The following is a 21841-nucleotide window of genomic DNA, read 5'->3' on the forward strand; positions in this document are numbered from 1 at the left end:
TTATCGTCCCCTCAGCAGTTTCAGGGTGCTGCGCCCGAACATGCGGCTGGCTGCCGGTGGTGGCGCGGAAGGCCGGTCGGACTGGCTGAAACGGGCTTCGAGCCAGCGCTGGAAAAAGCCCCAGAGGGTGGTCAGCGTCAGGAAATACAGGGCGACCACCAGGTACAGCTCAAACACGCGGAAGGTCGCCGAGGTGATCATCTGGGTGCTGAGCAGCAGCTCCTGCACACCGATCACGCTGACCAGGGTGGTGTTCTTGAGCATCACGTTGAACTCATTGCCCAGCGGCGGCACGATCACCCGGAACGCCTGGGGCAGCACGATGCGCCGCATCAACTTGGCGAAGCCCATGCCCAGGGAGCGCCCGGCTTCATATTGGCCCTTGTCCACCGCGCCGATGCCGGCACGGATGATCTCGGCCATATAGGCACCTTCGTTGAGGCCCAGGGCAATGATCGCCGCCTGGATATTGCCGGGGACGATCAGGCCGAACAGTTCAATATCTTCGAAGCGGAAAATCCCGCCCGCCGCCAGTGCCGTGTACAGAAACACGATCTGTACCAGCAGCGGCGTGCCGCGCATCAGCCACACGTAAAAACGCACCGGCAGATGCAACAGCGGGTTCTTCGACAAGCGCAACAACGCCGCCGCCAGCCCCAGCGCGCAGCCCAACAGCATCGCCAGCACACTGATCAGGCACGTCAGCCACAGCCCCGTGAGGTAGACCCCGCTGGGCTGCAGCAGGTACTGCCAGAACACATCCCAATTGAAATTCATCGCAGGTACGCCTCAGTCGAGTGTGTCGCTGCTGACATGCCATTTGTCCAGCAACTGCACATAGCTGCCATCGCTGCGCATATCGCTGATCACCTGTTGCACGGCGGCGGTCAGTTGCGGGGCGTCCTTGCGTATGCCCAGGCCGGTGAGGATGCGGCTGAACGCCGGCACGCCTTCCTGGAACAGGTCCGGGGCCATTGCTGCGTAGTAACCGGCGGTTTCCACGGTGGTGCCGTAGGCGTCGACCTGGCTGATACGCAGGGCCTGGAAGGCATCGGTGTCGGTGTTGTAGACCACCAGTTTCATCGGGGGCTTGCCGGCCTTGGCCAGGCTTTCATTGTGGGCATCGAGCAGGGTCTTGATGGTGGAGCCGTTGAGCACCGCGACCTTGTGCGCGGACAGGTCATCCAGCGCCTTGATGCCCTTGGGGTTGCCCTTGGGCACCACCACCGACTGGCTGGAATACATGTAGTTGACGATGTCGATCACCTGGCGCCGCTCGGGTTTGTCGAACAACTGGTCGACGATCATGTCGCACTGCTGGGCGAGCAACGCCGGCACCAGCCCAGAGAACGGAATCACCCGCCATTGCACTTGCTTGCCGCCCAGGCGCTTGGCGATTTCCAGGCCCAGGTCAACGGTGAGCCCGCGGGGTTTCTGGGCTTCGTCGAAGGACACCAGGGGCGGGGAATCCATCCCCGAGCAATAGACAAGTTTGTCGACTTTTTGCAGACGATCCGGCACTTGAGGCGCAGCAAAGGCCCCTTGTGCGCAGAGACCGAAGGAGACAGCCACCAGCAAGGCGCGGCATTTATGCATGACCAGACACTCCAGTTCGTTGAATAACGGGGCAGGACTAAAGTCAAAACACAGCGGGTGTTTCTTATTGTTCGGTTTGCAGGAACTGGATCAGTGCCGGCACGGTGCCTTCGATGTGTTCGCGCACCACGGCTTCGGCGCGGGCGGCATCGCCGGCGCGGATCGCATCAAGGATCACTGCGTGTTCCTGGCGGGCGCTGAGGGGTTTTTCGCCGTGCTGCAGCCACAAGCGCATAGGTGCCTCGACCAGCGAGTACAGCGCCGAAATCTGCTTCATCAGGCGCGGGCGGCCGCTGAGGCTGCACAGGTATTCATGGAACGCGCGGTGCCGACTGACCCACGCGGCGCCTTCGTCACGGTAGTCGTCCATCTCATCGAGCATGCGCTCCAGGGCCGCCAGTTGACGCTCGCCGATCCGCCCGACGGCAACGCGTACCGCCAGGCCTTCAAGGGCGCTGCGCATCTCAAACACTTCGTGCAGTTCATCAATATCCAAACCGCTGACGACTGCGCCACGGTTGGGCCGCAGGGTCACCAGGCCCTGGGCGTCCAGGCGGCGAAAGGCCTCGCGCACCGGCATGCGGCTCATGCCGATCTCGCTGGCGATGTCTTCGGCGATCAGCCGGTCACCCTTGCGGTAGCGGCCGCCGCAAATGGCATCGAGCAGAAAGTTGTAGGCCTCCTCCTCGGCGGTGAGGGGCTGGCGGTCAACGTAAGCGGGAGCGAATTGCATCGGCAGCACCTTTTGAATTTTTGTATCCAATTATCCACGAATACAAAAAAGCAGGATGCGTGCCAACGGCTTGGGACAGGAGCCAAGTGATTGATTCAGATCGGATAGAAGGGAAAAAGCTGGGGCTGGCGTTGAAAAGTCGCGTGGGAATTTGCTACCCAATGGCGCAGAAGACGCCCCATTGGTGGGCGGAAGTAACAAGCGGACCGTGGGCGAGATGCTTTTTGCTTGAGGCGAATCCAGCCCACCGCTGGCGTTATGGCTCGACCGAATAGATGACGGTTTGCGCGCTGTTTTCGCCGACCGCCCGGCGGGTGAAATAGGTGTCGCCTTCGTCGGTGAGGATCTCGTAGTCGGCCTTGCGGGCCGGACTGGCGTGCTTGATGATTTTCAGCACGCGCTGGAACTTCACGCTTTGCGTGCCGTTCTGGTTGGGTCCGGTGAGCACATTGACGCTTTGAAACCAGCCGGCGTGCCGCTGGTTGCTCACCAGCGCGTGGCTCATCGCCTCGAAACGTTCCAACCGCGTGAAGCCCCATAGGGTCTGTTCTTCGACGGTGGCGCCCGGCGTAGCGGCGCCGGTAAACACAAACAGATTGATCGCCGGGCTGTCTTCGCAAAAGAAGTCGTAAGGGACCAGGCCGTCGACCATTTTCCTGCCGGGCACAAAGCCCTTTTTATGCACCTGAAACATCGCCACCTCCACTCAATCAAGGGTGACAAGTCTAATCAGGCGCGACGTACAGGGCGGTCAAGCCAGTGTAATGTCGTGTAAAGATCGCGCGCTGTGCAGGGTGATCTCCACTGCCAGCCCACCGCCTGGCTCGTTGCGCGCGAGGATGTGGCCGCCGTGCATCTGGACGGCCCTCGCAGCAATGGCCAGCCCCAGGCCAAACCCCACGCTGGCATCGCCCACCCCACGCTCGAACGGCTGGAAAATGCTGTGCAGCCGGTCATTGTCGACGCCCGGCCCTTGGTCGGTGATCTGTACCGTGAGGCGGTTCGCATCGTGGTTGACCTGCGCCGACACGCACACGGTGGTGTCCGGTCGGGTGTAGCGCACGGCATTGCGAATCACGTTCTCGAAGCAGCGATACAACAACTCACCGCTGACGCAGGCGATAAACGGCGGGCACACCTGCAGGTGCACGCGACAGCCTTTGATGCCGGCCTCAAACTGCGCATCTTCAACGATCATCGCCAGCAATTCGACAATATCCACGGGCTCGCGCTCGATACTTTCCGGACGGCCTTGCAGGCGCGCCAGGGTCAGCAACGCCTCGATCAGGGTGTCCATGCGCTCGGATTCGCGCTCGATGCGTTCGAGCATTTCCAGGCGGGCGGCGTCCTGGCGCAACAGGCCGATGGCCGCCTGCATGCGCGTCAGCGGGGAGCGCAGTTCATGGGAGATGTCGTGCAGCAGCTGTTGCTGGGCCTCCACCAGCACCTTCAACTGGTTGGCCATGCGGTCGCAGTCTTCCGCCAGGTCGACGATCTCGTCGCGACGCTTGCCCATGGCCGGCTTGACCCGGGTTTCGAAGCGTCCCTGGGCCGCGTCGCTCATGGCGCGCTTCAGGTACGCCAGGGGCCAGGCCAGGTAATAGGCCATGTAGCCGCTGAACAGCGCACTCATCAACGTGCCGATGATCAGCGGAATCTGGTGCCAGGGCCGGCCCGGCGGGTTACCGGGCGCGTGGGTCGACCTGATCGACAGCGTCAGGCCTTCCTTGCTGACGACCGCTCGCTCATAGACCGGCTGCGTCACGGGCCCACCTACCAGCAATTGACCGGCACTGTTGTAGACGCCGATGGCCTCATCCGCCGGGCGCTCCCACACCGCCAGGAGCTGGCCGCCCGCCTCGACACCGAACGTTTGCAGCAGCTTGTCTTCGGCCGCCAGCATGGCTTCCACATGCGGGTCATTCGGCTGGAAACGGCCCAGTTCAAGCACGCCGACGCCCACCAGGAAGGTCAAGGTGGTCGCCAACCAGAAGGCCAGGAACAGTTTCCAGAACAGCAGGCTGGGCTTGGTCATTCGGCAATCAACAAATAGCCGAGGCCGCGCACGCTCTGGATCCAGGCCTTGGCGTCCGGGCGCGGCCCGAGTTTTTGCCGGATGCTGCTGATATGCACGTCGATGCGCCGGTCGTAGCGGGTCAGCGGGCAACCGAGGGCATTGAGTGACAGATCCTTTTTACTCACTACCTGGCCGGCACTGCGGGCCAGCTCTTCCAGCAGGCTGAACTCGGTGCTGGTCACGCCCAGCTCGAGGCCGTTCCACAGGGCCTGGCGCCTGCCGGGCCACAACACCAGCGCGCCGGTCGTGATCACTTCGGTGGTCGGCTGGCCCACCGGCTGCACCCTGCGCATGATGGCGCGCAGGCGCGCGACCAGTTCGCCGGGGGAGCTGGGCTTGGGCACGTAATCATCGGCGCCGAGTTCCAGGCCGGTGATGCGGTCGATGTTGTCGCCACGGGCGGTGAGCAGCACTACGGGTACCTGGCTGACGACGCGGATGCGCCGGAGTACCTCGATGCCCGAGCGCTGGGGCAGCATGACGTCCAGCACCACAATGCTGTAGCGCCCCGACAGCGCCTCCTCCTCGCCCTCCTCCCCCGTGTGCACGGCCGTGGCCTCAAAGCCTTCGCGCGCGAGGTATTGGCTCAGCATGTCAGTCAGTTCCTGGTCGTCGTCGACCAACAGTACGCGGATCATCTCGGGCTCGTCAGTGGGGGGTTGCGCATTATCGACCCGGCATTGGCATCCCAGACCAAACTTTACCTAACTTGACATTCGGTTAACCGCACCAAACGCCCCTCGCTCGTATGCTGGATGTTCACCAGTCCGGCCGCGCGGCGAGTTGTCCATGCGTGCCGGCGCTGCTTGTCGATGTGTTCTGGAAAAGATCTTGATGAATTTTTCGCGCCTGCTCTGCTCGGTTGCGCTGCTGCTCAATACCTCACTGGCACTCGCCCAAGGCTTCAAAATCTCGGATATTCGAATCAACGGCCTGCAACGGGTCTCTGCGGGCAGCGTGTTCGGGGCATTACCCCTGAACGTCGGCGACGAAGCGGATGACCGGCGCCTGGTGGACTCAACCCGCGCGCTGTTCAAGACCGGTTACTTCCAGGACATCCAACTGAGCCGCGAAGGCGATGTGTTGATCATCAATGTAGTCGAGCGTCCTTCGGTTGCCAGTATCGAATTCGAGGGCAACAAGGCGATTGCCACCGATGACCTGATGAAAGGCATGAAGCAATCGGGCCTTGCCGAGGGCGAGATTTTCCAGCGCGCCACCCTGGAAGGGATACGCAACGAGTTGCAGCGCCAGTACGTTGCCCAGGGCCGGTACTCGGCGTCGGTCGACGCGCAGGTGGTGGCTCAGCCGCGTAACCGCGTGGGCTTGAAAATCAAGATCGACGAAGGTGAAGTGGCGTCGATCCAGCACATCAACGTGGTGGGCAACACGGTGTTCGCCGACGACGCCCTGATCGACCAGTTCACCCTCAAGACCAGCAACTGGCTGTCGTTTTTCAAGAACGACGACAAATACGCACGGGAGAAGCTGTCGGGCGACCTTGAACGCTTGCGCTCCTATTACCTGGACCGTGGCTATATCAACATGGATATCACCTCGACCCAGGTCTCGATGACCCCGGACAAAAAGCACGTCTACATCACCGTGAACATCCACGAAGGCCAGAAATACACGGTACGCGAGGTGAAGCTCAGTGGTGAGCTGAAAGTCCCGCAGGACCAGGTCCAGTCCTTGCTGCTGGTGCAGAAGGGCCAGGTGTTCTCACGCAAACTGATGACCACCACCTCGGAGCTGATTACCCGTCGCCTGGGCAACGAAGGCTACACGTTCGCCAACGTCAACGGCGTGCCGCAGGCCCACGATGAAGACCACACGGTTGACGTCACGTTCTCCGTCGACCCCGGTAAGCGGGCCTACGTCAACCGTATCAACTTCCGTGGCAATACCAAGACCGACGACAAGGTGCTGCGGCGGGAAATGCGCCAGATGGAAGGTGGCTGGGCATCGACGTACCTGATCGACCAGTCCAAGGTGCGCCTGGAGCGCCTGGGGTTCTTCAAAGAGGTGAACGTCGAGACGCCTGCGGTGGCCGGCCTCGACGACCAACTGGATGTGAACTACGCCGTGGAAGAACAGGCGTCCGGTTCGATTACCGCCAGTGTCGGCTTTGCCCAGAGTTCGGGGCTGATCCTCGGCGGCTCGATCACCCAGAACAACTTCCTCGGCACCGGCAACTACGCCAGCCTGGGGCTGACCCGCTCGTCCTACCAGAGCAAGTACAACATCGGTTTCACCGATCCCTACTTCACCACCGACGGGGTGAGCCTGGGTTACAACGCGTTCTACAGCAAGACCGACTACAACAAGTACTACGATGACGGGGTGTCCTATTACGCCATCAATAGTTTTGGCCTGGGCGCCACCCTCGGTTACCCGATCAATGAAACCTCGCGTTTGAGCTTTGGCCTGACGGCGCAACACGACAGTATCGAACCGGGCACCTACAGCGCCGACGAGATCTACGACTTTATCGAGCGCGAAGGCAAGGAATTCACCAACTTCAAGGCCAACCTCGGCTGGTCGGAATCGACCTTGAACAAAGGCGTGCTGGCGACTCGCGGGCATTCGCAAAACCTCAACCTGATGGTGACGGTGCCCGGCAGCGACCTGAGTTTCTACAAAATCGACTACACGGGGCAGACGTTCCTGCCTGTCAGCAACAACACATCACTGCGCTTTCACACCAAGCTCGGCTACGGCAGCGGCTACGGCTCCACGGACGGGCTGCCCTTCTATGAAACCTACACCGCCGGCGGCGAAGGCACGGTGCGCGGCTTTGAAAGCGGCACCCTCGGCCCGCGCAACACCCCGGCAACCGGTGCCTACGCCAGTGCCGGGCAGGCGTACTACTCGGACCGGGACACCGAATCGCTGGGCGGCAATATCCTGATAACAGGCGGCGCGGAGTACTTATTCCCGGTGCCGTTCATCAAAGACAACAAATCCGTGCGAACCTCGTTGTTCTGGGACGTGGGCACGGTGTATTCGGACAAGTGCTACCTCAGTACCACCCAAGGCTGCGGCAGCGTGGACCTGGGCCAGATGGCCAGTTCGGTGGGGGTTGGGGTGACGTGGTACAGCCCGCTGGGGCCGCTGAGTGTGAATTTGGCATACCCGATTCGCACGCCGGAGAACGCGGACAAGCAGGTGTTTCAGTTCTCCATGGGGCAGACGTTTTAAAGGTTGCGGCGTGTTGATGCGTTTCCCCCTTCTGGGAAAGGCCCTACACAAATACCGGACGTCTGGCGAAGCCGCGTTTATGTATTGTTTTTTATAAGGGAACTCTGCTGTCAAGCCTTGGTCGGCTGATGTGTGGATTTTCCTTTCACTACGCGGATAGATCGGATGAAACAGATGCCCTTCGTCGAGGCCAAGCCTGTTGCCGACAAAAAGCTGGCTTTGTTTGCACCCGTGTCAGCGCCATGGCGTTCAAGCGCAAGCCCGATGCACCTGCACGATTTTGCTGCCTGTCGGAATGTCGAATCAGGCGCGGTTTTTATTATCGCTTCCGGCCTGTCAGCCAAATCATTCCCCCTCGAAAAGTTTGCGCACGTGCCCATGATCACCATGAATGGCGCCATTTCGATGTTTATGAACACCGATATCAAGCCGAGTTTTTACGCTTGCACGGACAGAAGCTTTTCCAAACAGCAGCCGGATTTATTCAATTACGCCATGGCTGTCAGCCAAAGGGTCGCGCTATGGGAAGACCACGCGCAATCCTCCCATGCTCGTCCAACCGGGCAGCTCTACCCGCTGTCCAAGGCTCCAAAACCGTCGTGGATCGATGTGGCGCTCGGAAGATCAAAAGAGCTGGTTACTGATCACTCCTTGATCGCCTTTCGGAAACGGTCCATCGGGTTCAGCAAGGACATGAGCCAGGGCTTTTTTGACGCCCGAACCGTGGCCTACCTGGCCATCCAGCTGGCATTCCACGTCGGGTTCTCCAAGGTTTTCCTGGTGGGCGTCGACCTGGACGAAAAGTCGGGGAGGTTTTACGAAACGAAAAACTCCACAAACTCCCCCTGCGGGCTCGACCAACACTATTACACCCGCATACTGCCGTCGTTCGAGTTGATGTCCAAAAAGGTCATGGGGGATGACTTCATGGTTTACAACTTATCCGATATTTCGAAGATTCCGGCGAGTGTGATTCCGCGTATCAGCGTCGCTCAAGTGGAAGCGATGCTCCACCAGTAGACACACAGTCGGCCTGGAGGCCTTCGCCAACTCCCTGCACTACACACATTGGGTGTCGGCAGTTGAGGGCCCTTCTCAAAAAATCCGAATATCAGCCCGGATACTTCAGTCTTTTTTAGCAGGAGATTGAAGGAGTTATCTGGATTGGGTTCCACGGCCAGCGAGAAGAATGGCGGGGGCCTTCTGTTGCATAGTGAGCACTATGCCCTGGGCCATTTGGGGCTTACGCTGAAGCGTATGCGCTGATCGTACTTCAGATCTGCCTATGCTCAATGAACCTGTGTGGGTTTAAAAAGAATTTTCAGAATCAGCAGACGCAACTCATCCAGGACCTTGATGGCCTGAAGCTTTCAGTGCATTGGCTGGATCCAAGCGTGGGGCGGTGACGATCTTGAGGAGGAAGTTGGGATGATCCCCCGCAAAAGTCCCTATGCGTAAAAAAGCCGAACTGGCTGGAGTTCGGCTAAGTCACTGAAAAATATGGTCGGGACGGAGTGATTCGAACACTCGACCCCTAGCACCCCATGCTTGGGGCTGTAGCCACCTAAGCACCTGTTTTAAATGGATAACAGGGCATTCCAGCAGGGGCAAAGAATCTGCTTTTTTGTGCTTATGCAAACGGGGAGATGCATCCTGCAGAGGAGGTTTTGCGCAAGATGATAACTTGAGCGCAAACTATCCGGTGGACAGTGGTGTGTCACATGGCTAGCATGAAAAAAACTAAGAAGGGACTCGATGATGCATTGGATGAACGTGATGCAGATCACCTCTAAAAAATACCAATGCGGCTTCTGCAGCAATATGGTAGCCAGTTCATTGGGCTATTTTTCTGGGCAAAACCAATTCATCTACATATGCACTCACTGCTTCAATCCAACTTACTGGGGAAACGATGCGCCCCAGTTTCCGGGATTGCTTCCTGGCAGTCCGGTGGCAAACCTGCCAGAGAGTATTGAGGCCTTGTATAACGAAGCGAGGCAGTGTGCTGCAGCCGGCGCCTTTACCGGGGCAGTGCTTCTCTGCCGAAAGCTCCTGATGAATATTGGGGTTGCCCAGGGCGCACCAGAGGGCGAGCCTTTCATTTCATACGTGAATTATTTGGCGAATGCAGGGTTTATTCCTCCAAACGGACGTGGATGGGTTGACCACATACGGAAGAAAGGGAACGAAGCAACTCACGAAATAGCACTTATGAGCGGAGGTGATGCTGTAGATCTCATATCCTTTGCAGAGATGCTCATGAAGTTTATCTATGAATTCCCGAGCAAAATCCCGGCCCCCTCCCCTGGATAGACCACCACCATGTCAAGGTTGCTACCGACCCGGCATCGGCAATCGAGAACCGCATGCTCGCCGATGATGCAGCAGGTTTTTAATCTGTGGCGCGCCACGTTTCCAACGTCGTAGGAGCTTGGCGTGGAATTCACACCTGTTTCCAATCCCAAGTTTTAAGCTGTACGTAATTCTCCCGAATATCTCCCCGGGTAGTACCTCTGGATATGCCAAGTATGTTGGGATAGCATCGAGCTATCACTACCTACGGAGAATCGTCAATGGGCGCCAAGGAAGACTTAATAGCTAAGCTGAAAAATAAGGTAGTCGAGGAAATGAATGAGGCACAGCTGGCTGGCGAGCAGCATCTGCTGTTCGCAACTCGCCTTCCAGCACTTTACGCCTCTCTGGAGTCTGCTCTCGACGGAATACCAAACCTAGCGATAACACGTGAAAAAATCAGCACCGATATGGATGCGTCTTATGACAGTCTCGTGATTAGATTTATCGGTAAGGCAGTCAGGCTAGATCCTTGCCAACGAGGCCAAGACTACGGACTACTCGCAAAGAATTTGCATATCGTCGACATTTTCTTCACCCCCGATGAGGATGGTAGCTGGGTAGCTATGCCGAGGATGGAGCGCCGAACTCTTCTGACAGGAGACAGTGTCATTGAGCGTCTGTCCGCCTTGGTCGATGAGGACGACGATCCGTCTATCAAGCGCTGGGATTAAACTATTGATCATCCCGGAAGCCTCCCGGTATCGCCTATTCTGTTCTTCTTACACGAATTGATGTCGTGCTAACTTTTCCGACTGGGAATGTAGGTCGGCCCGTAACAGCCACGACCTCAAGGCTATAGCGTTCAACCTTGAGCAGTCCTGTGTCGACCAGGGAAGCTTGCGGAAAAGCTCAGAGATGCCGACGCCATAGCCCTGATGGGATTGGTGGGTATGCGGATGAGGTGAAGGCGGGGCAGCTAAATCGAAGCAAGCCTGAGTAAGCGCTTGGTTTGGCGCGGCGGGATGCTGTAAAAATTTGCGCGACATTGGGTGCGCGCGGCACAAGGATTGAATTCAAATGAGCGCTGACGGGATACGGAAAAAGCGAAGGATCAACCTTGAAAAGGTTGAGGAGTTCTTCACGTCTATTGGGGCTTCAGCTGAATGCCCAATTTGCTCAAATGCGGTATGGCAAGCACCAAATTCTGAATCAATCGGCGGCAATGCTGTGCCGTGGGGAACTGGATCTGGTGACATGTTCGCCACAGGATTGCCAGTACTCGTCATGATTTGCACCAAATGTAAATTTGTGAGGCAGCACTCCCTACTAAATGACGACATCCCGGGCGCGCTTGAGGAGTTCTAATGCTCAAGTCAGTAGATCTAGGCCCACTTGGCTCAGAAGAATTCAGAGGTACTGCCGGGCTCGGTAGAGGGCCAGATACTTTGGATTGGGCGACCTTATCCGGCTTGACAGATCTTGACACAAGCCCCACAAAACTAAAAAAATCGATATTCACATTTGATCGAATCGCTCCTCCACCGGCGGCTCCGGTGGTGGGGGCTAATGACGAGATTTATAATTCGGTCCATACTCAGAGCATGAACGACATTACTCGCGAAGAATTCAACGCAAAGCTCGAGACCATAGAGGCCAAAATGGATGCTCGAGTGGAGTCTGTTTCTGCGAAAATTGAAGGTTTTCTGGCTGCTCAGGCTGAGCGGGATAAGCGCCTTGACGGAGTTCTCGCGCAAATTGGCAAGGACAACGGGGAGACAAAGGCCGGCATCAGTTCTATGAAAACCACGCTGATCGTCGCGGCAGTCTCGACTGTGATTGCGATCGTGCTTGGCGTGGCAGGCTTCAATACGGCTCTCACATCGAATATGTTGAGTGCCTTTCAGTTAGGCAAAAGTGAGTCTACAGCGACTGTCGAAAAGATTATTCTTGGAGAGAGCAAAAGCTCTCCGGCGGCGACCTCGCCGCCCGCAGTTAAATCTGGATCGTAAAACAGCCCGGCCCAGCGCCGGGCTTCTTGTATCTATCACCCTACCGGTATGAAGCCGACAATGGAAAAGCTTCCCATCATTTTATAAATAAACCAGCACGCCAACGCATAGAGTCCGTACGAAGAGACAACCAATGTCAGTGATATGTACCTCAAAATGTCTCCGGCACGATCTTCTTTGCAATTATGTGGCTTGCCCAAGCCGTCGTGATAGAGCCCCTGAGACAGGTATGTTGCGCCGCTAGCAAGCACCACCAAAAGCACACCGATAGCTAATACAAAAATAGTCAGCCCCAATAGCTCCAGCCCTTCAGGCTTTAGCGACTTCCAGGCAGAACTGGCGAATGCGAGGAGTGCCGCTGCTGCCCCTCCCCCCACAAGCAGGCTGGCTTTAAGCGCTGCCTGACCAGAGTCAATAACGGTTCTGAACATCGCCTGCCGGTCCTGAAAAGCATGATCGTTAGCCTGCCTCTGGAACTCGTTATTCGCTTCAGTAAGCGGAGAAAGCTTTTCGACGCGCTCACGCAGCGCGACCATGTACATCTCAAGGCTTTCGATGGAGACGTCTTTGAGACCTCGGCTTTTCGCGGATTCGACTTGAACGGCAAGCGCGTCAATAACCTCGTTAGGTTCCATCTCTCATACTCTGGATAAAAAGGCATTCTACCGCCTTGATGCCCAGCCAATAGTAGCTGTACGCCGCGATTGGTAAAGTGCGGGCTCAATTACGGGAGGGGTGTCCGTCCCCATAGCGATCTCCCGTGTATGCTATAGACTCAAATGATGGCTCATAGCCATATATCTAACAAAATCTCTGGCTTCGACCTATGAAAGGAAAATCATGAAATTTTTTTTGCTAATTCCGGCGCTGTTTTCATTTGCGGTATCGGCAGCTGAGACACCTACACCGCCGGGACCAAATCCCATGCAATTTACCGGGCGTTTTTTTACTCTTGCAGCAAACGACCCACTGGGACAGATTAAACCCCCTGCAAAAATTGGATACACCGCATTGGTTCTTGATGAGCAGATAACAGTTAGAACCGATATCGGAAATTTGGTCACTACAGATCGTGTGCAGTTCACGTTAGATGAAGGAGATAGCTTGCCGAATGGAGCAAAAGTGAAGCTTGAGTGTGGCTTCGTTATGGGAGCAGAGACTCAACACCACTTCGAGCCGCTGTTTTGTGGCCAAAGCAAGTTGACCGTGTTGCGATAGAAGCAGTTATACCTCCTCATCCCTCATACATCCGCTGAAATGATCAGTTCTATGGGGCGCTCGGCGAGAACGCCGGGCACATCAAACAGGGCTTGGCGCGCATCAAGCAGAATGGAAAGATGTAGCCTTGTCAGATATCGCGCCTGGAGAACCCCGATGTTTTTAACGAAGGAAGAGGTGGCAGAGCTCACTGGCTATCAAAAGCCGAGCGCTCAAGTCAGATGGTTACAGGAGCAACAATTCGGATTTGTCGTGGGAGGTGACGGCATCCCAAAAGTGCTAAGCCAAGTCGTAATCAGTCGCCTGGGAGGTCAGCCGGCTCAGAAAAAAAGCCCTGAGCTCCGACTAAAATAACGGCCGACATTAGACTATGGCAGGTGAACTCATGACCAAATTGACTCTCGCAGAATGGGCTGCTGACCACTTTAAAACGCCGCCTAGCCCGAATACCCTGCGCAAATGGGCCCGCGAAGGCCGCATTACCCCCCAACCTATCAAGCACGGCCGTAATTACTACCTAGAGGCGAATTCGCAGTACCTTGAACCCGAGAAGCTTGCGAGAAGAACTACCGGCGGTACTCTCATAGAAAGAATTGAGGCGGATCGACGCAGGCTCGGATTATGAAAATGCTGTCCCAGATAACAGTGAGATTGCCGAGGCTCATGGAGGTCGGTGAGTATAGAAAGCTGCGGTATGTCGGGAACAAGCCCAGCCTGCAGCAACTGAAGAAATGGATTGAAGAGGGCGAGATCATCGGTGAGATCACGGGAGGGATGTACTTTGTAGACGTACAGGCGGCGATATTGGGTTCGAACGATCCGCTGCTCGCACAGATGCTCAAAATTGACTGACTGCTTGCCAACCGCTAAGTCATTTCGGAGGTAGCGTTCGTTTTTCCAGCCAATGCTACCAGCTGGACTAAAGTCTCTTGTGCAGTCCCGCTGGTCATAATCAGGAGAACGTTATGTCGAAGTCGTCAGGCAGTAAGAGCAGTTTGGGATCATCAAGCAAGGGTAGCGGCAGTGCAGGAGGTGGTTCCAAAACTCCTGCAGTACCTAATCTGCCAAGCACCACGGGTAATCCTTCTGGTGGCGGCAGAGGGAATGCTCCACCGAAAGGGAAATAGTGTTTAGCGGCCATCCACACTCCGTGGCTGGCCTTTTTACTTTGAGTGACCAATCTTCGCATTTGCGTGCGCTACGACTGTAACTTCCTCAACCTGACACTGACCTCCTATGCCAACACCTTTTTTGCCTTGTCCCAAAGCTGAAGGCGATCTTCTAATCCATTGAGCCCGCCATTTATGCGGCGAGTGATCTTCACGAACTCTCCTCGGTCTGGAGAAAGTGAAATGACCTCAACACAATACGATTCCCGCACCGCCGACAAGTTTGTGGTCCGCCTGCCCGATGGGCTGCGCGCAGAGATTGAAGCCGTAGCCCAGGCTGATGATCGCAGCATGAACAGCGTCTTCGTGAAGGCTACTCGACAGTATTTGGATGGTCAGAACCGTCAGCAGATCCTGCTGGATACGCTGGCCAATACTGTTACCACCCCGATCCGAGTGAATTCAAATCCAAGTAATTCAGGCGATCTACCGAGCGGTCTTGTACCGCCGGCGATCGGCTCCTACTGGGCAGGCCAGGGCGGGATCTACGGTGGCCGCCGCGAGTACCCGGAAGGCCTGTGCTACGTCATCTTCGCCGTCACGGATGTGGGCCGGCACAGCTATGGCGAGCACGGCACCAACGTCGAGGCTACCAGTGGCATCGACGGGCGCGAGAACACCGCAATCCTGATCAATCGCGAAGGTTCTCACCCAGCCGCCGACGCGGCATCTGCCTACACCCGCGACGGGCACAACGATTTCTATCTGCCCTCCTCTGGCGAACTGCATCACGGCTACCTGTACCTGCCTGAATCGTTCGAGAAGGACTGGTACATCAGCAGCACGCAGCGCTCCGCCTACGGCGCCTACTTCATGGACTTTGAAGATGGCTGGCTCAACGACAACGTCATGCTCAGCGAGCGGCTCGCGCGCCCTGTCCGCAGATTCCTTCAGTAATTCATTCCTTCAATTGCTTCTGCGGCTTCGGCCGCACCGGATATCAGCATGAAGATCATGATTTTTTTCGCCCAACTACTGATCGTTGGCCTGGCTAGCGCAGGCAAGAGGTAGAGCCATGCTCCAGACAATCCAGCTGACGCTAATCGTCGTACTGCTCGTAAGGATTCTGGTGGTGTCCGAAGATCCGCCTGATGTAGCCGATTGCGTTCCAGTGATCGAGAAGCAAACCGCCGCAGGCTCAGCGACTAGCTCACTGCATATTCAGAATGATGAGAGGTTCCTGCTATGAACCGCCGCAACGGTACCAAGGGCCAGCGCCTGATCGAGCTGTTCAACGCCCTGCAGCGCCGAGAAACCACCTTCGGGCAGATCTACGCAATGTCGGCGTCGTGCGGTATCGACGCGCGGCGGGTGCTGGCTGATCACTTCCGCGGGAATTCAAACGATGGGTAAGGGAAATGTCGCGACACGGTTCGCGAACAACGAAAACGTGTCGCGACACTCGAGGAAATACATATGCGAAAAGAGCTCATCAAAATCAGCGAATTCCAGCGACGGCGCTGGGGTGAAAACGGCACCCCGCCCTGCTCCCAGGCAATTCGCAATCATATCCGCAACGGTCTGGTGCCTGGCGAGCAGATCGGGAAGCTTTGGTACGTTGACTGGATCGCCTTCACCCGCTCGGACGGCAACGACCTGGTGGCGATGGTATTGAAAGGAGCTGCATGATGGCACCCCGGCCGCGGAACAAGGCGAATAAGAGCCTCCCGCAGAACCTATACTTCGATGCGAGACGGTCGACATACCGCTACCGTCGGCCGACCGATGGGAAGTGGTTCCAGTTCGGCGGCGATCGCATCAAAGCGATCGATGCCGCCAAACAACTGAACCTGGAGTTCATGCGTGGCGCTGACCTGGTCGGCGCCGTGCTCTCTGCGTCGTCGGAATCGTTCGCCACATTCCTCGATACCTACGAGCGTGACGTACTCCCCCCGCGCGAGCTTGCAAAAGGGACCCTGGGCCTTTATGCCGTGCACTTCCGACGTTTCCGGAAGCAGTTTGAGGGCAAAGCGGTCGACCAGATCACTATCCGCATGATCGCGGAGATGCTGGACGTCATTACGCCGCGCTCCGCGAACCAATCTCGGGCACTGCTGATCGACATTTTCAACCACGCAGCCGCCAAAGGTCTTTGCCCTGACAACCCAGCAGCCAGCACCATCAACAGGATCGAGAAGAAACAGCGTAAACGGCACACCGTCGAAGGGTTGAAGGCAATCAGGGATAAGTCGCCAGCCTGGCTACAGAATGCAATTGACCTGGCACTGATCACCGCCCAGCGTCGCACAGACATCCTGGACATGCGCTTTGATGGGGTCAGGGAAGGTTTTCTCTACGTCGTGCAGAAGAAGACGGCCAAGGCTACCGACGCGGCCTGGATTCGATTCAGGGTTACGCCCGAGCTGCAGGCTGTCATTAGCCGATGCCGAGACGATGTTGTGTCGCCGTACCTGGTGCACCGCAAGCCGGATCGACTGAAACAGAAGCAGGCACAGACGAAGGACCACTGGACGAAGGTTGAGGAGCGGTATTTGACGCGAGCATTCAAGGAGGCCAGGGAGGCTGCGAACTGCTACGCGGGGTGGAAGGAAGAAGAGATGCCGGGCTTCCACGAGGTACGAGCGCTGTCGCTGCACCTGTACAAGAAAGCCGGGAAGGATGGGCAGAAGATTGCAGGTCATGCGAGCGAGGGAATGACCAAGAACTACCAGCGAGACCACGAGGAAATCATCTGGTCCGAGGCGATTCCGGACCTGAATATCAGCGAAATCACCGGGTAGTTTTGCGCCAGTTTTGCGCGGGTTTTGCGCAGGCACAAAAAAGCCGATCTATATGATCGGCTTAAGTGTCTGATTTAAATCAGGAATAATGGTCGGGACGGAGTGATTCGAACACTCGACCCCTAGCACCCCATGCTAGTGCGCTACCGGACTGCGCTACGCCCCGACTAGGCGTGTTACTGGGTTCGCTTCGCAACGAAGCGATCAGGAATATACCGCAAGCTTTTGAAATGTGGAAGTATTTTAAAAGCCTGAATCATTTTTTCAAAACCACCAGCACATCTTCCAGTTCGGAGATCATCTGGCGGATCAGTTGCTTGTACTGGGTGGTGTCGTCTTTGGCTTCATCACCGGACATACGCTGGCGCGCGCCGCTGATGGTGAACCCCTGGTCATACAGCAACGCACGGATCTGTCGGATCATCAGCACATCCTGGCGCTGATAATACCGACGGTTCCCAGTGCGTTTGACAGGGTTGAGTTGAGGAAACTCCTGCTCCCAATAGCGCAGCACGTGCGGTTTTACCGCACAGAGCTCGCTGACTTCACCAATGGTGAAGTAGCGTTTGCCTGGGATGACGGGTAGCTCGTCGTTATGACTTGGTTCCAGCATAAGCCTCAACTCGGGCCTTCAACTTCTGCCCTGGACGAAAGGTGACCACACGGCGAGCCGTGATCGGGATTTCTTCTCCCGTTTTTGGATTGCGGCCAGGCCGCTGGCGTTTGTCCCGCAGATCAAAATTGCCGAAACCGGACAATTTGACCTGTTCGTTGTCTTCCAGAGCGTGTCTGATCTCTTCAAAAAACAGCTCGACCAATTCCTTGGCCTCGCGCTTGTTCAGACCCAACTCTTCGTACAGACGTTCCGCCATCTCAGCTTTCGTCAAAGCCCCCATACGTCACTTCCTTAACGTGGCGTTTAACCTTTGTTCGAGCGAGGTGAGGATATTTTGTGTCGTGGTATTCACCTCATCGTCATTAAGAGTGCGCGATGGATGCTGCCAGGTCAAGCCAACTGCAAGGCTTTTTCTATGCGGATCAATGCCTTTACCCTGATAGACGTCAAATAGCCTGAGGTCTGTCAGCCATTCCCCTGCATTTTCACGGATTACATCCAGAACGGCAGTAGCGGCGACTTCACGATCGGCGATCAGGGCCAGGTCGCGACGCACTTCAGGGAAGCGCGACAACTCGCTGAATTTAGGCATCTTGCCCGAGGCCACTTCGGCCAGGACCAGCTCGAAGACGAAGACCGGGCGGTCGAGCCCAAGGGTTTTCGACAGTTCCGGGTGGATGGCCCCGATGAAGCCCACCAGACGACCTTCGCGCTCGATACGCGCAGTCTGACCAGGGTGCAACGCCGGGTGGTTGCCTGGCACAAATGTGAAGTCGTCCAGTGCACCGGCAAAGCCCAGTACCGCTTCCACGTCCGCTTTAACGTCGAAGAAGTCCACGGCATCCCGGCCTTGCGCCCAGCCTTCCGGCAAGCGACTGCCGCAAACAACGCCGGCCAGCATTGGCTCTTGCTTCAGGCCGTCGAGTTGCCCGACAAACCGCAGGCCGCTTTCGAACATGCGCACGCGGTCTCGCTGACGGTTCAGGTTATGGGAAAGGGCTTTCACCAGGCCCGGCCACAGGGATGAACGCATGGCGGCCATGTCGTTGGAGATCGGATTGGCCAGCAACAGCGGCTCGACGCCCGGGTTGAACAGTTCGAACTGCTTCGGATCGATGAAGCTGTAGGTCACCGCTTCCTGATAGCCACGGGCAACCAGCAGACGGCGCAGCTCAGGCAGGTGCGCACGCGCTTCTGCCTTGGGTTGCGGTGCCAGGCGCGCTTGCGGGTAACGAACCGGCAGGCGGTTGTAACCGTACAGGCGAGCCAACTCTTCGATCAGATCGACTTCCAGGCTGATATCGAAGCGATGGCTTGGCACGTCAACATGCCACTGCCCTTCCCCACCCGCAGAAATGTTCAACCCGAGGGCCGACAACAATTGCTCGATTTCAGCCGGAGCGATGACCAGGCCAAGCATTTGCTCGACACTTTTGGCGCGCAGGGTGATCGGCGCAACGGACGGCAGATACTGTTCACTGACAGTCTCAGTGATCGGGCCGGCTTCGCCACCGGTGATTTCCAGCAGCAGGCCAGTGGCGCGCTCCATGGCTTCGCGGGCGAGTTTCCAGTCCACCCCGCGCTCATAGCGATGTGAGGCATCGGTGTGCAGGCCGTAGGAGCGGGCCTTGCCAGCGATGGCAATCTGGTCGAAGAACGCGCTTTCAAGGAATACATCGCGCGTGGTCGCGGACACACCGCTGTGCTCGCCCCCCATCACACCGGCAATCGCCAGGGCGCGGGAATGGTCAGCGATCACCAGGGTGTCGGCGCGCAGGCTGACTTCCTGGCCGTCGAGCAATACAAGCTTCTCGCCTTCTTCGGCCATGCGCACACGGATGCCGCCATTGATTTCGGCGAGATCGAAAGCGTGCAGCGGCTGGCCCAGCTCAAGCATCACGTAGTTGGTGATGTCGACGGCAGCGTCGATGCTACGCACGTCGGCGCGGCGCAGACGCTCAACCATCCACAACGGGGTTGGCTTGGACAGGTCAACGTTGCGGATCACGCGCCCCAGGTAGCGTGGGCAGGCGTTTGGTGCCAGTACTTCGATCGGACGCACTTCATCGTGGACCGCAGCCACTGCGGCAACCACTGGACGAGTGACTGGCGCGTTGTACAACGCGCCCACTTCACGTGCCAGGCCGGCCAGGGACAGGCAGTCGCCACGGTTCGGGGTCAGGTCGACCTCGATACTGGCGTCTTCCAGCTCCAGGTAGACACGAATGTCCTGGCCCACAGGTGCATCGGCCGGCAGCTCCATCAGGCCATCATTGCCCTCGCCTACTTGCAACTCCGCCTGGGAGCACAGCATGCCGTTGGACTCGACACCGCGTAGCTTGGCTTTCTTGATCTTGAAGTCGCCCGGCAGTTCGGCGCCGATCATGGCGAACGGGATCTTCAGGCCGGGGCGCACGTTAGGCGCTCCGCACACGACCTGGAAGGTTTCCGTGCCATTGCTGACCTGGCACACACGCAATTTGTCGGCATCGGGGTGTTGCTCGGTGCTCAGCACCTCACCCACGACTACGCCACTGAAAACACCGGCGGCCGGCGTAACGCTATCGACCTCAAGACCGGCCATCGACAGACGCGCAACCAGCGCGTCGCGATCTACCTGCGGGCTTACCCAGCCGCGCAGCCATTGTTCACTGAATTTCATCCTGCTCTCCTAAAGATTCGTTACGACTAGCGAAATTGCGCGAGGAACCGCAAGTCGTTGTCGAAGAACAGACGCAAGTCGTTCACGCCGTAACGCAGCATGGCCAGACGCTCAACGCCCATGCCGAAAGCAAAGCCCGAAAACTCTTCCGGATCGATCCCGGACATGCGCAGCACATTGGGGTGAACCATGCCGCAGCCCATCACTTCCAGCCAGCCAGTCTGCTTGCAGACGCGGCAGCCTTTACCGCTGCACATCACGCATTCCATGTCGACTTCTGCGGATGGCTCGGTGAACGGGAAGAATGATGGACGGAAACGCACCGCCAGCTCTTTCTCGAAGAACACTCGCAGGAACTCTTCGATGGTGCCCTTGAGGTCGGCGAAGTTGATGTCGCGATCAACCAGCAGGCCTTCGACCTGGTGGAACATCGGCGAGTGGGTGATATCGGAGTCGCTGCGGTACACACGGCCTGGGCAGACAATGCGGATCGGCGGCTTGTTCGCTTCCATGGTGCGGACCTGTACCGGGGAGGTATGGGTGCGCAACAGCATGTTTGCATTGAAATAGAAGGTGTCGTGCATCGACCGGGCCGGGTGATGGCCTGGGATGTTGAGCGCCTCGAAGTTGTGATAGTCGTCTTCGACCTCAGGGCCTTCGGCAATGCCGTAGCCGATATGGGTGAAGAACTGCTCGATACGTTCCAGAGTCCGGGTGATCGGATGCAGACCGCCCGAGGCCTGGCCACGACCAGGCAGGGTTACATCAATGGACTCGGCGGCGAGTTTGGCTGCGAGATCGGCCTCCTCCATGGTCGCCTTGCGCGCATTGAGCACCTCTGTGACACGCTCCTTGGCAACGTTGATCAGCGCGCCGAATTGCGGGCGCTCTTCAGCCGGCAAATTTCCCAGGGTCTTCATCACCTGAGTCAATTCACCCTTTTTGCCAAGGTAGTGAACCCGGATTTGCTCCAGGGCATTGATATCTTCAGCGCTTTGCACAGCCTCAAGAGCTTGAGCGACGAGCGCGTCCAGGTTTTCCATGTACAGACTCCAGATACAAAATAGGGGAAGAGCTTGAAGGCTCTTCCCCTATTTATGACGTTTACCACCTTGGGCTACAGGCGCAGCCCAGGGTGACTGTCGGGGGTACTTAAGCCAAGGTGGCTTTAGCTTTCTCGACAATCGCAGCAAACACCGCTTTTTCGTTCACGGCCAGTTCAGCCAGAACCTTACGGTCGATTTCGATGGACGCTTTTTTCAGGCCAGCGATGAAACGGCTGTAAGACAGACCGTTAACACGTGCACCAGCGTTGATACGAGCGATCCACAGAGCGCGGAACTGACGTTTTTTCTGACGACGGTCGCGGTAGGCGTATTGGCCTGCCTTGATTACCGCTTGCTTGGCAACACGGAATACGCGTGAACGCGCGCCGTAGTAGCCTTTAGCGAGTTTCAGAATTTTTTTGTGACGTTTACGGGCAATGACGCCACGCTTTACACGAGCCATGAGTTACTTCCTCTA

At 57.2% G+C, this 21841-nt stretch carries 26 protein-coding genes, 1 tRNA gene and 1 pseudogene; 14 read left to right on the forward strand and 14 right to left on the reverse strand.

From position 1 onward, the window contains the following. From BLW22_RS19305 to BLW22_RS19330, 6 genes are all read right to left on the reverse strand, one after another. The gene (locus BLW22_RS19305; protein ID WP_027607402.1) at positions 1–777 is read right to left on the reverse strand and encodes an amino acid ABC transporter permease; all 777 of its coding nucleotides are present in this window, start codon (positions 775–777) and stop codon (positions 1–3) included. A gap of 12 nt (positions 778–789) precedes the next feature. Beyond that, positions 790–1596, reverse strand: coding sequence for an ABC transporter substrate-binding protein (locus BLW22_RS19310; RefSeq protein WP_074847300.1), 807 nt, complete (start codon positions 1594–1596; stop codon positions 790–792). Positions 1597–1660: 64 nt separating this feature from the next. Beyond that, positions 1661–2329: a GntR family transcriptional regulator gene (locus BLW22_RS19315; protein WP_065927276.1), complete on the reverse strand. Its 669-nt coding sequence runs from the start codon at positions 2327–2329 to the stop codon at positions 1661–1663. Between the two features lie 256 nt (positions 2330–2585). Beyond that, positions 2586–3023 (reverse strand): hypothetical protein, encoded by a 438-nt coding sequence (locus tag BLW22_RS19320; protein ID WP_065927275.1) that lies wholly within the window; start codon positions 3021–3023, stop codon positions 2586–2588. Positions 3024–3080: 57 nt separating this feature from the next. After that, positions 3081–4364: a HAMP domain-containing sensor histidine kinase gene (locus BLW22_RS19325; protein WP_074847301.1), complete on the reverse strand. Its 1284-nt coding sequence runs from the start codon at positions 4362–4364 to the stop codon at positions 3081–3083. Then, positions 4361–5044, reverse strand: a complete 684-nt coding sequence (locus tag BLW22_RS19330; protein ID WP_065927273.1) for a response regulator transcription factor — start codon at positions 5042–5044, stop codon at positions 4361–4363. The genes BLW22_RS19325 and BLW22_RS19330 overlap by 4 nt, the downstream gene beginning before the upstream one ends. A 196-nt stretch (positions 5045–5240) precedes the next feature. Between BLW22_RS19330 and bamA the strand changes: the two genes are divergently transcribed. The 6 genes from bamA (at position 5241) to BLW22_RS19355 (ending at position 11911) form a co-directional block, all read left to right on the forward strand. Then, on the forward strand, positions 5241–7607 hold the full coding sequence (gene bamA / locus BLW22_RS19335; RefSeq protein ID WP_065927272.1) for an outer membrane protein assembly factor BamA: 2367 nt from the start codon (positions 5241–5243) through the stop codon (positions 7605–7607). A gap of 165 nt (positions 7608–7772) precedes the next feature. Continuing rightward, on the forward strand, positions 7773–8627 hold the full coding sequence (locus BLW22_RS19340) for a lipopolysaccharide biosynthesis protein (protein ID WP_083381379.1): 855 nt from the start codon (positions 7773–7775) through the stop codon (positions 8625–8627). A 735-nt stretch (positions 8628–9362) separates the two neighbouring features. Continuing rightward, entirely contained in the window at positions 9363–9920 is a 558-nt protein-coding gene (locus BLW22_RS19345) for a DUF4145 domain-containing protein (RefSeq protein ID WP_074847302.1), read from the forward strand. A 260-nt stretch (positions 9921–10180) separates the two neighbouring features. Next, positions 10181–10633, forward strand: coding sequence for a hypothetical protein (locus BLW22_RS19350; protein WP_074847303.1), 453 nt, complete (start codon positions 10181–10183; stop codon positions 10631–10633). Between the two features lie 346 nt (positions 10634–10979). After that, positions 10980–11267 carry a hypothetical protein gene (locus tag BLW22_RS34600; protein WP_143045152.1) on the forward strand — a complete coding sequence of 96 codons (288 nt, stop codon included), beginning with the start codon at positions 10980–10982 and terminating at the stop codon, positions 11265–11267. Next, entirely contained in the window at positions 11267–11911 is a 645-nt protein-coding gene (locus BLW22_RS19355; RefSeq protein ID WP_074847304.1) for a hypothetical protein, read from the forward strand. Before BLW22_RS34600 ends, BLW22_RS19355 begins: the two co-directional genes overlap by 1 nt. A gap of 35 nt (positions 11912–11946) precedes the next feature. Here the strand turns inward: BLW22_RS19355 and BLW22_RS19360 are convergent, their stop codons facing one another. After that, on the reverse strand, positions 11947–12546 hold the full coding sequence (locus BLW22_RS19360; RefSeq protein ID WP_074847305.1) for a hypothetical protein: 600 nt from the start codon (positions 12544–12546) through the stop codon (positions 11947–11949). A gap of 205 nt (positions 12547–12751) precedes the next feature. Between BLW22_RS19360 and BLW22_RS34605 the strand changes: the two genes are divergently transcribed. The 4 genes from BLW22_RS34605 to BLW22_RS19375 all read left to right on the forward strand — a co-directional run bounded on the left by BLW22_RS34605 (position 12752) and on the right by BLW22_RS19375 (position 13981). Next, complete coding sequence (locus tag BLW22_RS34605; RefSeq protein ID WP_143045153.1) at positions 12752–13129, forward strand: hypothetical protein; 378 nt, start codon at positions 12752–12754, stop codon at positions 13127–13129. Positions 13130–13285: 156 nt separating this feature from the next. Beyond that, on the forward strand, positions 13286–13483 hold the full coding sequence (locus BLW22_RS19365; RefSeq protein WP_074847306.1) for a DUF4224 domain-containing protein: 198 nt from the start codon (positions 13286–13288) through the stop codon (positions 13481–13483). 31 nt (positions 13484–13514) lie between these two features. Then, positions 13515–13754, forward strand: coding sequence for an excisionase (locus BLW22_RS19370; protein ID WP_074847307.1), 240 nt, complete (start codon positions 13515–13517; stop codon positions 13752–13754). Then, a complete protein-coding gene (locus tag BLW22_RS19375) occupies positions 13751–13981 on the forward strand; it encodes a hypothetical protein (RefSeq protein WP_235865599.1) in 231 nt (76 codons plus the stop codon). Before BLW22_RS19370 ends, BLW22_RS19375 begins: the two co-directional genes overlap by 4 nt. A 382-nt stretch (positions 13982–14363) precedes the next feature. Here BLW22_RS19375 and BLW22_RS35435 read toward each other — a convergent pair. Next, positions 14364–14468 (reverse strand): annotated as a pseudogene (locus BLW22_RS35435) (glycoside hydrolase family 19 protein); the annotation flags it as partial. Positions 14469–14481: 13 nt separating this feature from the next. Between BLW22_RS35435 and BLW22_RS35720 the strand changes: the two are divergent. The 4 genes from BLW22_RS35720 (at position 14482) to BLW22_RS19400 (ending at position 17039) form a co-directional block, all read left to right on the forward strand. After that, positions 14482–15195 (forward strand): Arc family DNA-binding protein, encoded by a 714-nt coding sequence (locus tag BLW22_RS35720; RefSeq protein WP_283164043.1) that lies wholly within the window; start codon positions 14482–14484, stop codon positions 15193–15195. A gap of 288 nt (positions 15196–15483) precedes the next feature. Beyond that, a complete protein-coding gene (locus BLW22_RS35030; RefSeq protein WP_162844270.1) occupies positions 15484–15651 on the forward strand; it encodes a hypothetical protein in 168 nt (55 codons plus the stop codon). Between the two features lie 63 nt (positions 15652–15714). Beyond that, complete coding sequence (locus tag BLW22_RS19395; RefSeq protein ID WP_074847309.1) at positions 15715–15927, forward strand: hypothetical protein; 213 nt, start codon at positions 15715–15717, stop codon at positions 15925–15927. Further along, on the forward strand, positions 15927–17039 hold the full coding sequence (locus BLW22_RS19400; protein WP_074847310.1) for a phage integrase Arm DNA-binding domain-containing protein: 1113 nt from the start codon (positions 15927–15929) through the stop codon (positions 17037–17039). The genes BLW22_RS19395 and BLW22_RS19400 overlap by 1 nt, the downstream gene beginning before the upstream one ends. Before the next feature lie 89 nt (positions 17040–17128). Here BLW22_RS19400 and BLW22_RS19405 read toward each other — a convergent pair. From BLW22_RS19405 to rplT, 6 genes are all read right to left on the reverse strand, one after another. Beyond that, positions 17129–17205 (reverse strand) — tRNA-Pro (locus BLW22_RS19405). A gap of 90 nt (positions 17206–17295) precedes the next feature. Then, a complete protein-coding gene (locus BLW22_RS19410; protein ID WP_003174972.1) occupies positions 17296–17652 on the reverse strand; it encodes a MerR family transcriptional regulator in 357 nt (118 codons plus the stop codon). Then, complete coding sequence (gene ihfA / locus BLW22_RS19415) at positions 17633–17935, reverse strand: integration host factor subunit alpha (RefSeq protein ID WP_002553164.1); 303 nt, start codon at positions 17933–17935, stop codon at positions 17633–17635. The genes BLW22_RS19410 and ihfA overlap by 20 nt, the downstream gene beginning before the upstream one ends. 3 nt (positions 17936–17938) lie before the next feature. Next, positions 17939–20317 (reverse strand): phenylalanine--tRNA ligase subunit beta, encoded by a 2379-nt coding sequence (gene pheT, locus BLW22_RS19420; protein WP_074847311.1) that lies wholly within the window; start codon positions 20315–20317, stop codon positions 17939–17941. 26 nt (positions 20318–20343) lie between these two features. Then, positions 20344–21360, reverse strand: coding sequence for a phenylalanine--tRNA ligase subunit alpha (gene pheS / locus BLW22_RS19425; RefSeq protein ID WP_065927263.1), 1017 nt, complete (start codon positions 21358–21360; stop codon positions 20344–20346). A gap of 109 nt (positions 21361–21469) precedes the next feature. After that, entirely contained in the window at positions 21470–21826 is a 357-nt protein-coding gene (gene rplT / locus BLW22_RS19430) for a 50S ribosomal protein L20 (protein WP_003174975.1), read from the reverse strand. Positions 21827–21841: the final 15 nt, after the last annotated feature.

This window comes from Pseudomonas marginalis (genome assembly GCF_900105325.1).
Classification (GTDB): domain Bacteria; phylum Pseudomonadota; class Gammaproteobacteria; order Pseudomonadales; family Pseudomonadaceae; genus Aquipseudomonas; species Aquipseudomonas marginalis.

What these genes read in the sequence shown, in the direction of transcription:
- rplT (WP_003174975.1), bottom strand. Translation starts at nt 21,826, where the DNA reads ATGGCTCGTGTAAAGCGTGGCGTCATTGCCCGTAAACGTCACAAAAAA.
- BLW22_RS19320 (WP_065927275.1), bottom strand. Translation starts at nt 3,023, where the DNA reads ATGTTTCAGGTGCATAAAAAGGGCTTTGTGCCCGGCAGGAAAATGGTC.
- BLW22_RS19330 (WP_065927273.1), bottom strand. Translation starts at nt 5,044, where the DNA reads ATGATCCGCGTACTGTTGGTCGACGACGACCAGGAACTGACTGACATG.
- BLW22_RS19410 (WP_003174972.1), bottom strand. Translation starts at nt 17,652, where the DNA reads ATGCTGGAACCAAGTCATAACGACGAGCTACCCGTCATCCCAGGCAAA.
- BLW22_RS19400 (WP_074847310.1), top strand. Translation starts at nt 15,927, where the DNA reads ATGGCACCCCGGCCGCGGAACAAGGCGAATAAGAGCCTCCCGCAGAAC.
- pheT (WP_074847311.1), bottom strand. Translation starts at nt 20,317, where the DNA reads ATGAAATTCAGTGAACAATGGCTGCGCGGCTGGGTAAGCCCGCAGGTA.
- BLW22_RS19365 (WP_074847306.1), top strand. Translation starts at nt 13,286, where the DNA reads ATGTTTTTAACGAAGGAAGAGGTGGCAGAGCTCACTGGCTATCAAAAG.
- ihfA (WP_002553164.1), bottom strand. Translation starts at nt 17,935, where the DNA reads ATGGGGGCTTTGACGAAAGCTGAGATGGCGGAACGTCTGTACGAAGAG.
- BLW22_RS35030 (WP_162844270.1), top strand. Translation starts at nt 15,484, where the DNA reads ATGAACCGCCGCAACGGTACCAAGGGCCAGCGCCTGATCGAGCTGTTC.
- pheS (WP_065927263.1), bottom strand. Translation starts at nt 21,360, where the DNA reads ATGGAAAACCTGGACGCGCTCGTCGCTCAAGCTCTTGAGGCTGTGCAA.
- BLW22_RS19350 (WP_074847303.1), top strand. Translation starts at nt 10,181, where the DNA reads ATGGGCGCCAAGGAAGACTTAATAGCTAAGCTGAAAAATAAGGTAGTC.
- BLW22_RS34600 (WP_143045152.1), top strand. Translation starts at nt 10,980, where the DNA reads ATGAGCGCTGACGGGATACGGAAAAAGCGAAGGATCAACCTTGAAAAG.
- BLW22_RS19340 (WP_083381379.1), top strand. Translation starts at nt 7,773, where the DNA reads ATGAAACAGATGCCCTTCGTCGAGGCCAAGCCTGTTGCCGACAAAAAG.
- BLW22_RS19310 (WP_074847300.1), bottom strand. Translation starts at nt 1,596, where the DNA reads ATGCATAAATGCCGCGCCTTGCTGGTGGCTGTCTCCTTCGGTCTCTGC.
- BLW22_RS19370 (WP_074847307.1), top strand. Translation starts at nt 13,515, where the DNA reads ATGACCAAATTGACTCTCGCAGAATGGGCTGCTGACCACTTTAAAACG.
- BLW22_RS19345 (WP_074847302.1), top strand. Translation starts at nt 9,363, where the DNA reads ATGATGCATTGGATGAACGTGATGCAGATCACCTCTAAAAAATACCAA.
- BLW22_RS35720 (WP_283164043.1), top strand. Translation starts at nt 14,482, where the DNA reads ATGACCTCAACACAATACGATTCCCGCACCGCCGACAAGTTTGTGGTC.
- BLW22_RS19325 (WP_074847301.1), bottom strand. Translation starts at nt 4,364, where the DNA reads ATGACCAAGCCCAGCCTGCTGTTCTGGAAACTGTTCCTGGCCTTCTGG.
- BLW22_RS19395 (WP_074847309.1), top strand. Translation starts at nt 15,715, where the DNA reads ATGCGAAAAGAGCTCATCAAAATCAGCGAATTCCAGCGACGGCGCTGG.
- bamA (WP_065927272.1), top strand. Translation starts at nt 5,241, where the DNA reads ATGAATTTTTCGCGCCTGCTCTGCTCGGTTGCGCTGCTGCTCAATACC.
- BLW22_RS19355 (WP_074847304.1), top strand. Translation starts at nt 11,267, where the DNA reads ATGCTCAAGTCAGTAGATCTAGGCCCACTTGGCTCAGAAGAATTCAGA.
- BLW22_RS19305 (WP_027607402.1), bottom strand. Translation starts at nt 777, where the DNA reads ATGAATTTCAATTGGGATGTGTTCTGGCAGTACCTGCTGCAGCCCAGC.
- BLW22_RS19360 (WP_074847305.1), bottom strand. Translation starts at nt 12,546, where the DNA reads ATGGAACCTAACGAGGTTATTGACGCGCTTGCCGTTCAAGTCGAATCC.
- BLW22_RS19375 (WP_235865599.1), top strand. Translation starts at nt 13,751, where the DNA reads ATGAAAATGCTGTCCCAGATAACAGTGAGATTGCCGAGGCTCATGGAG.
- BLW22_RS19315 (WP_065927276.1), bottom strand. Translation starts at nt 2,329, where the DNA reads ATGCAATTCGCTCCCGCTTACGTTGACCGCCAGCCCCTCACCGCCGAG.
- BLW22_RS34605 (WP_143045153.1), top strand. Translation starts at nt 12,752, where the DNA reads ATGAAATTTTTTTTGCTAATTCCGGCGCTGTTTTCATTTGCGGTATCG.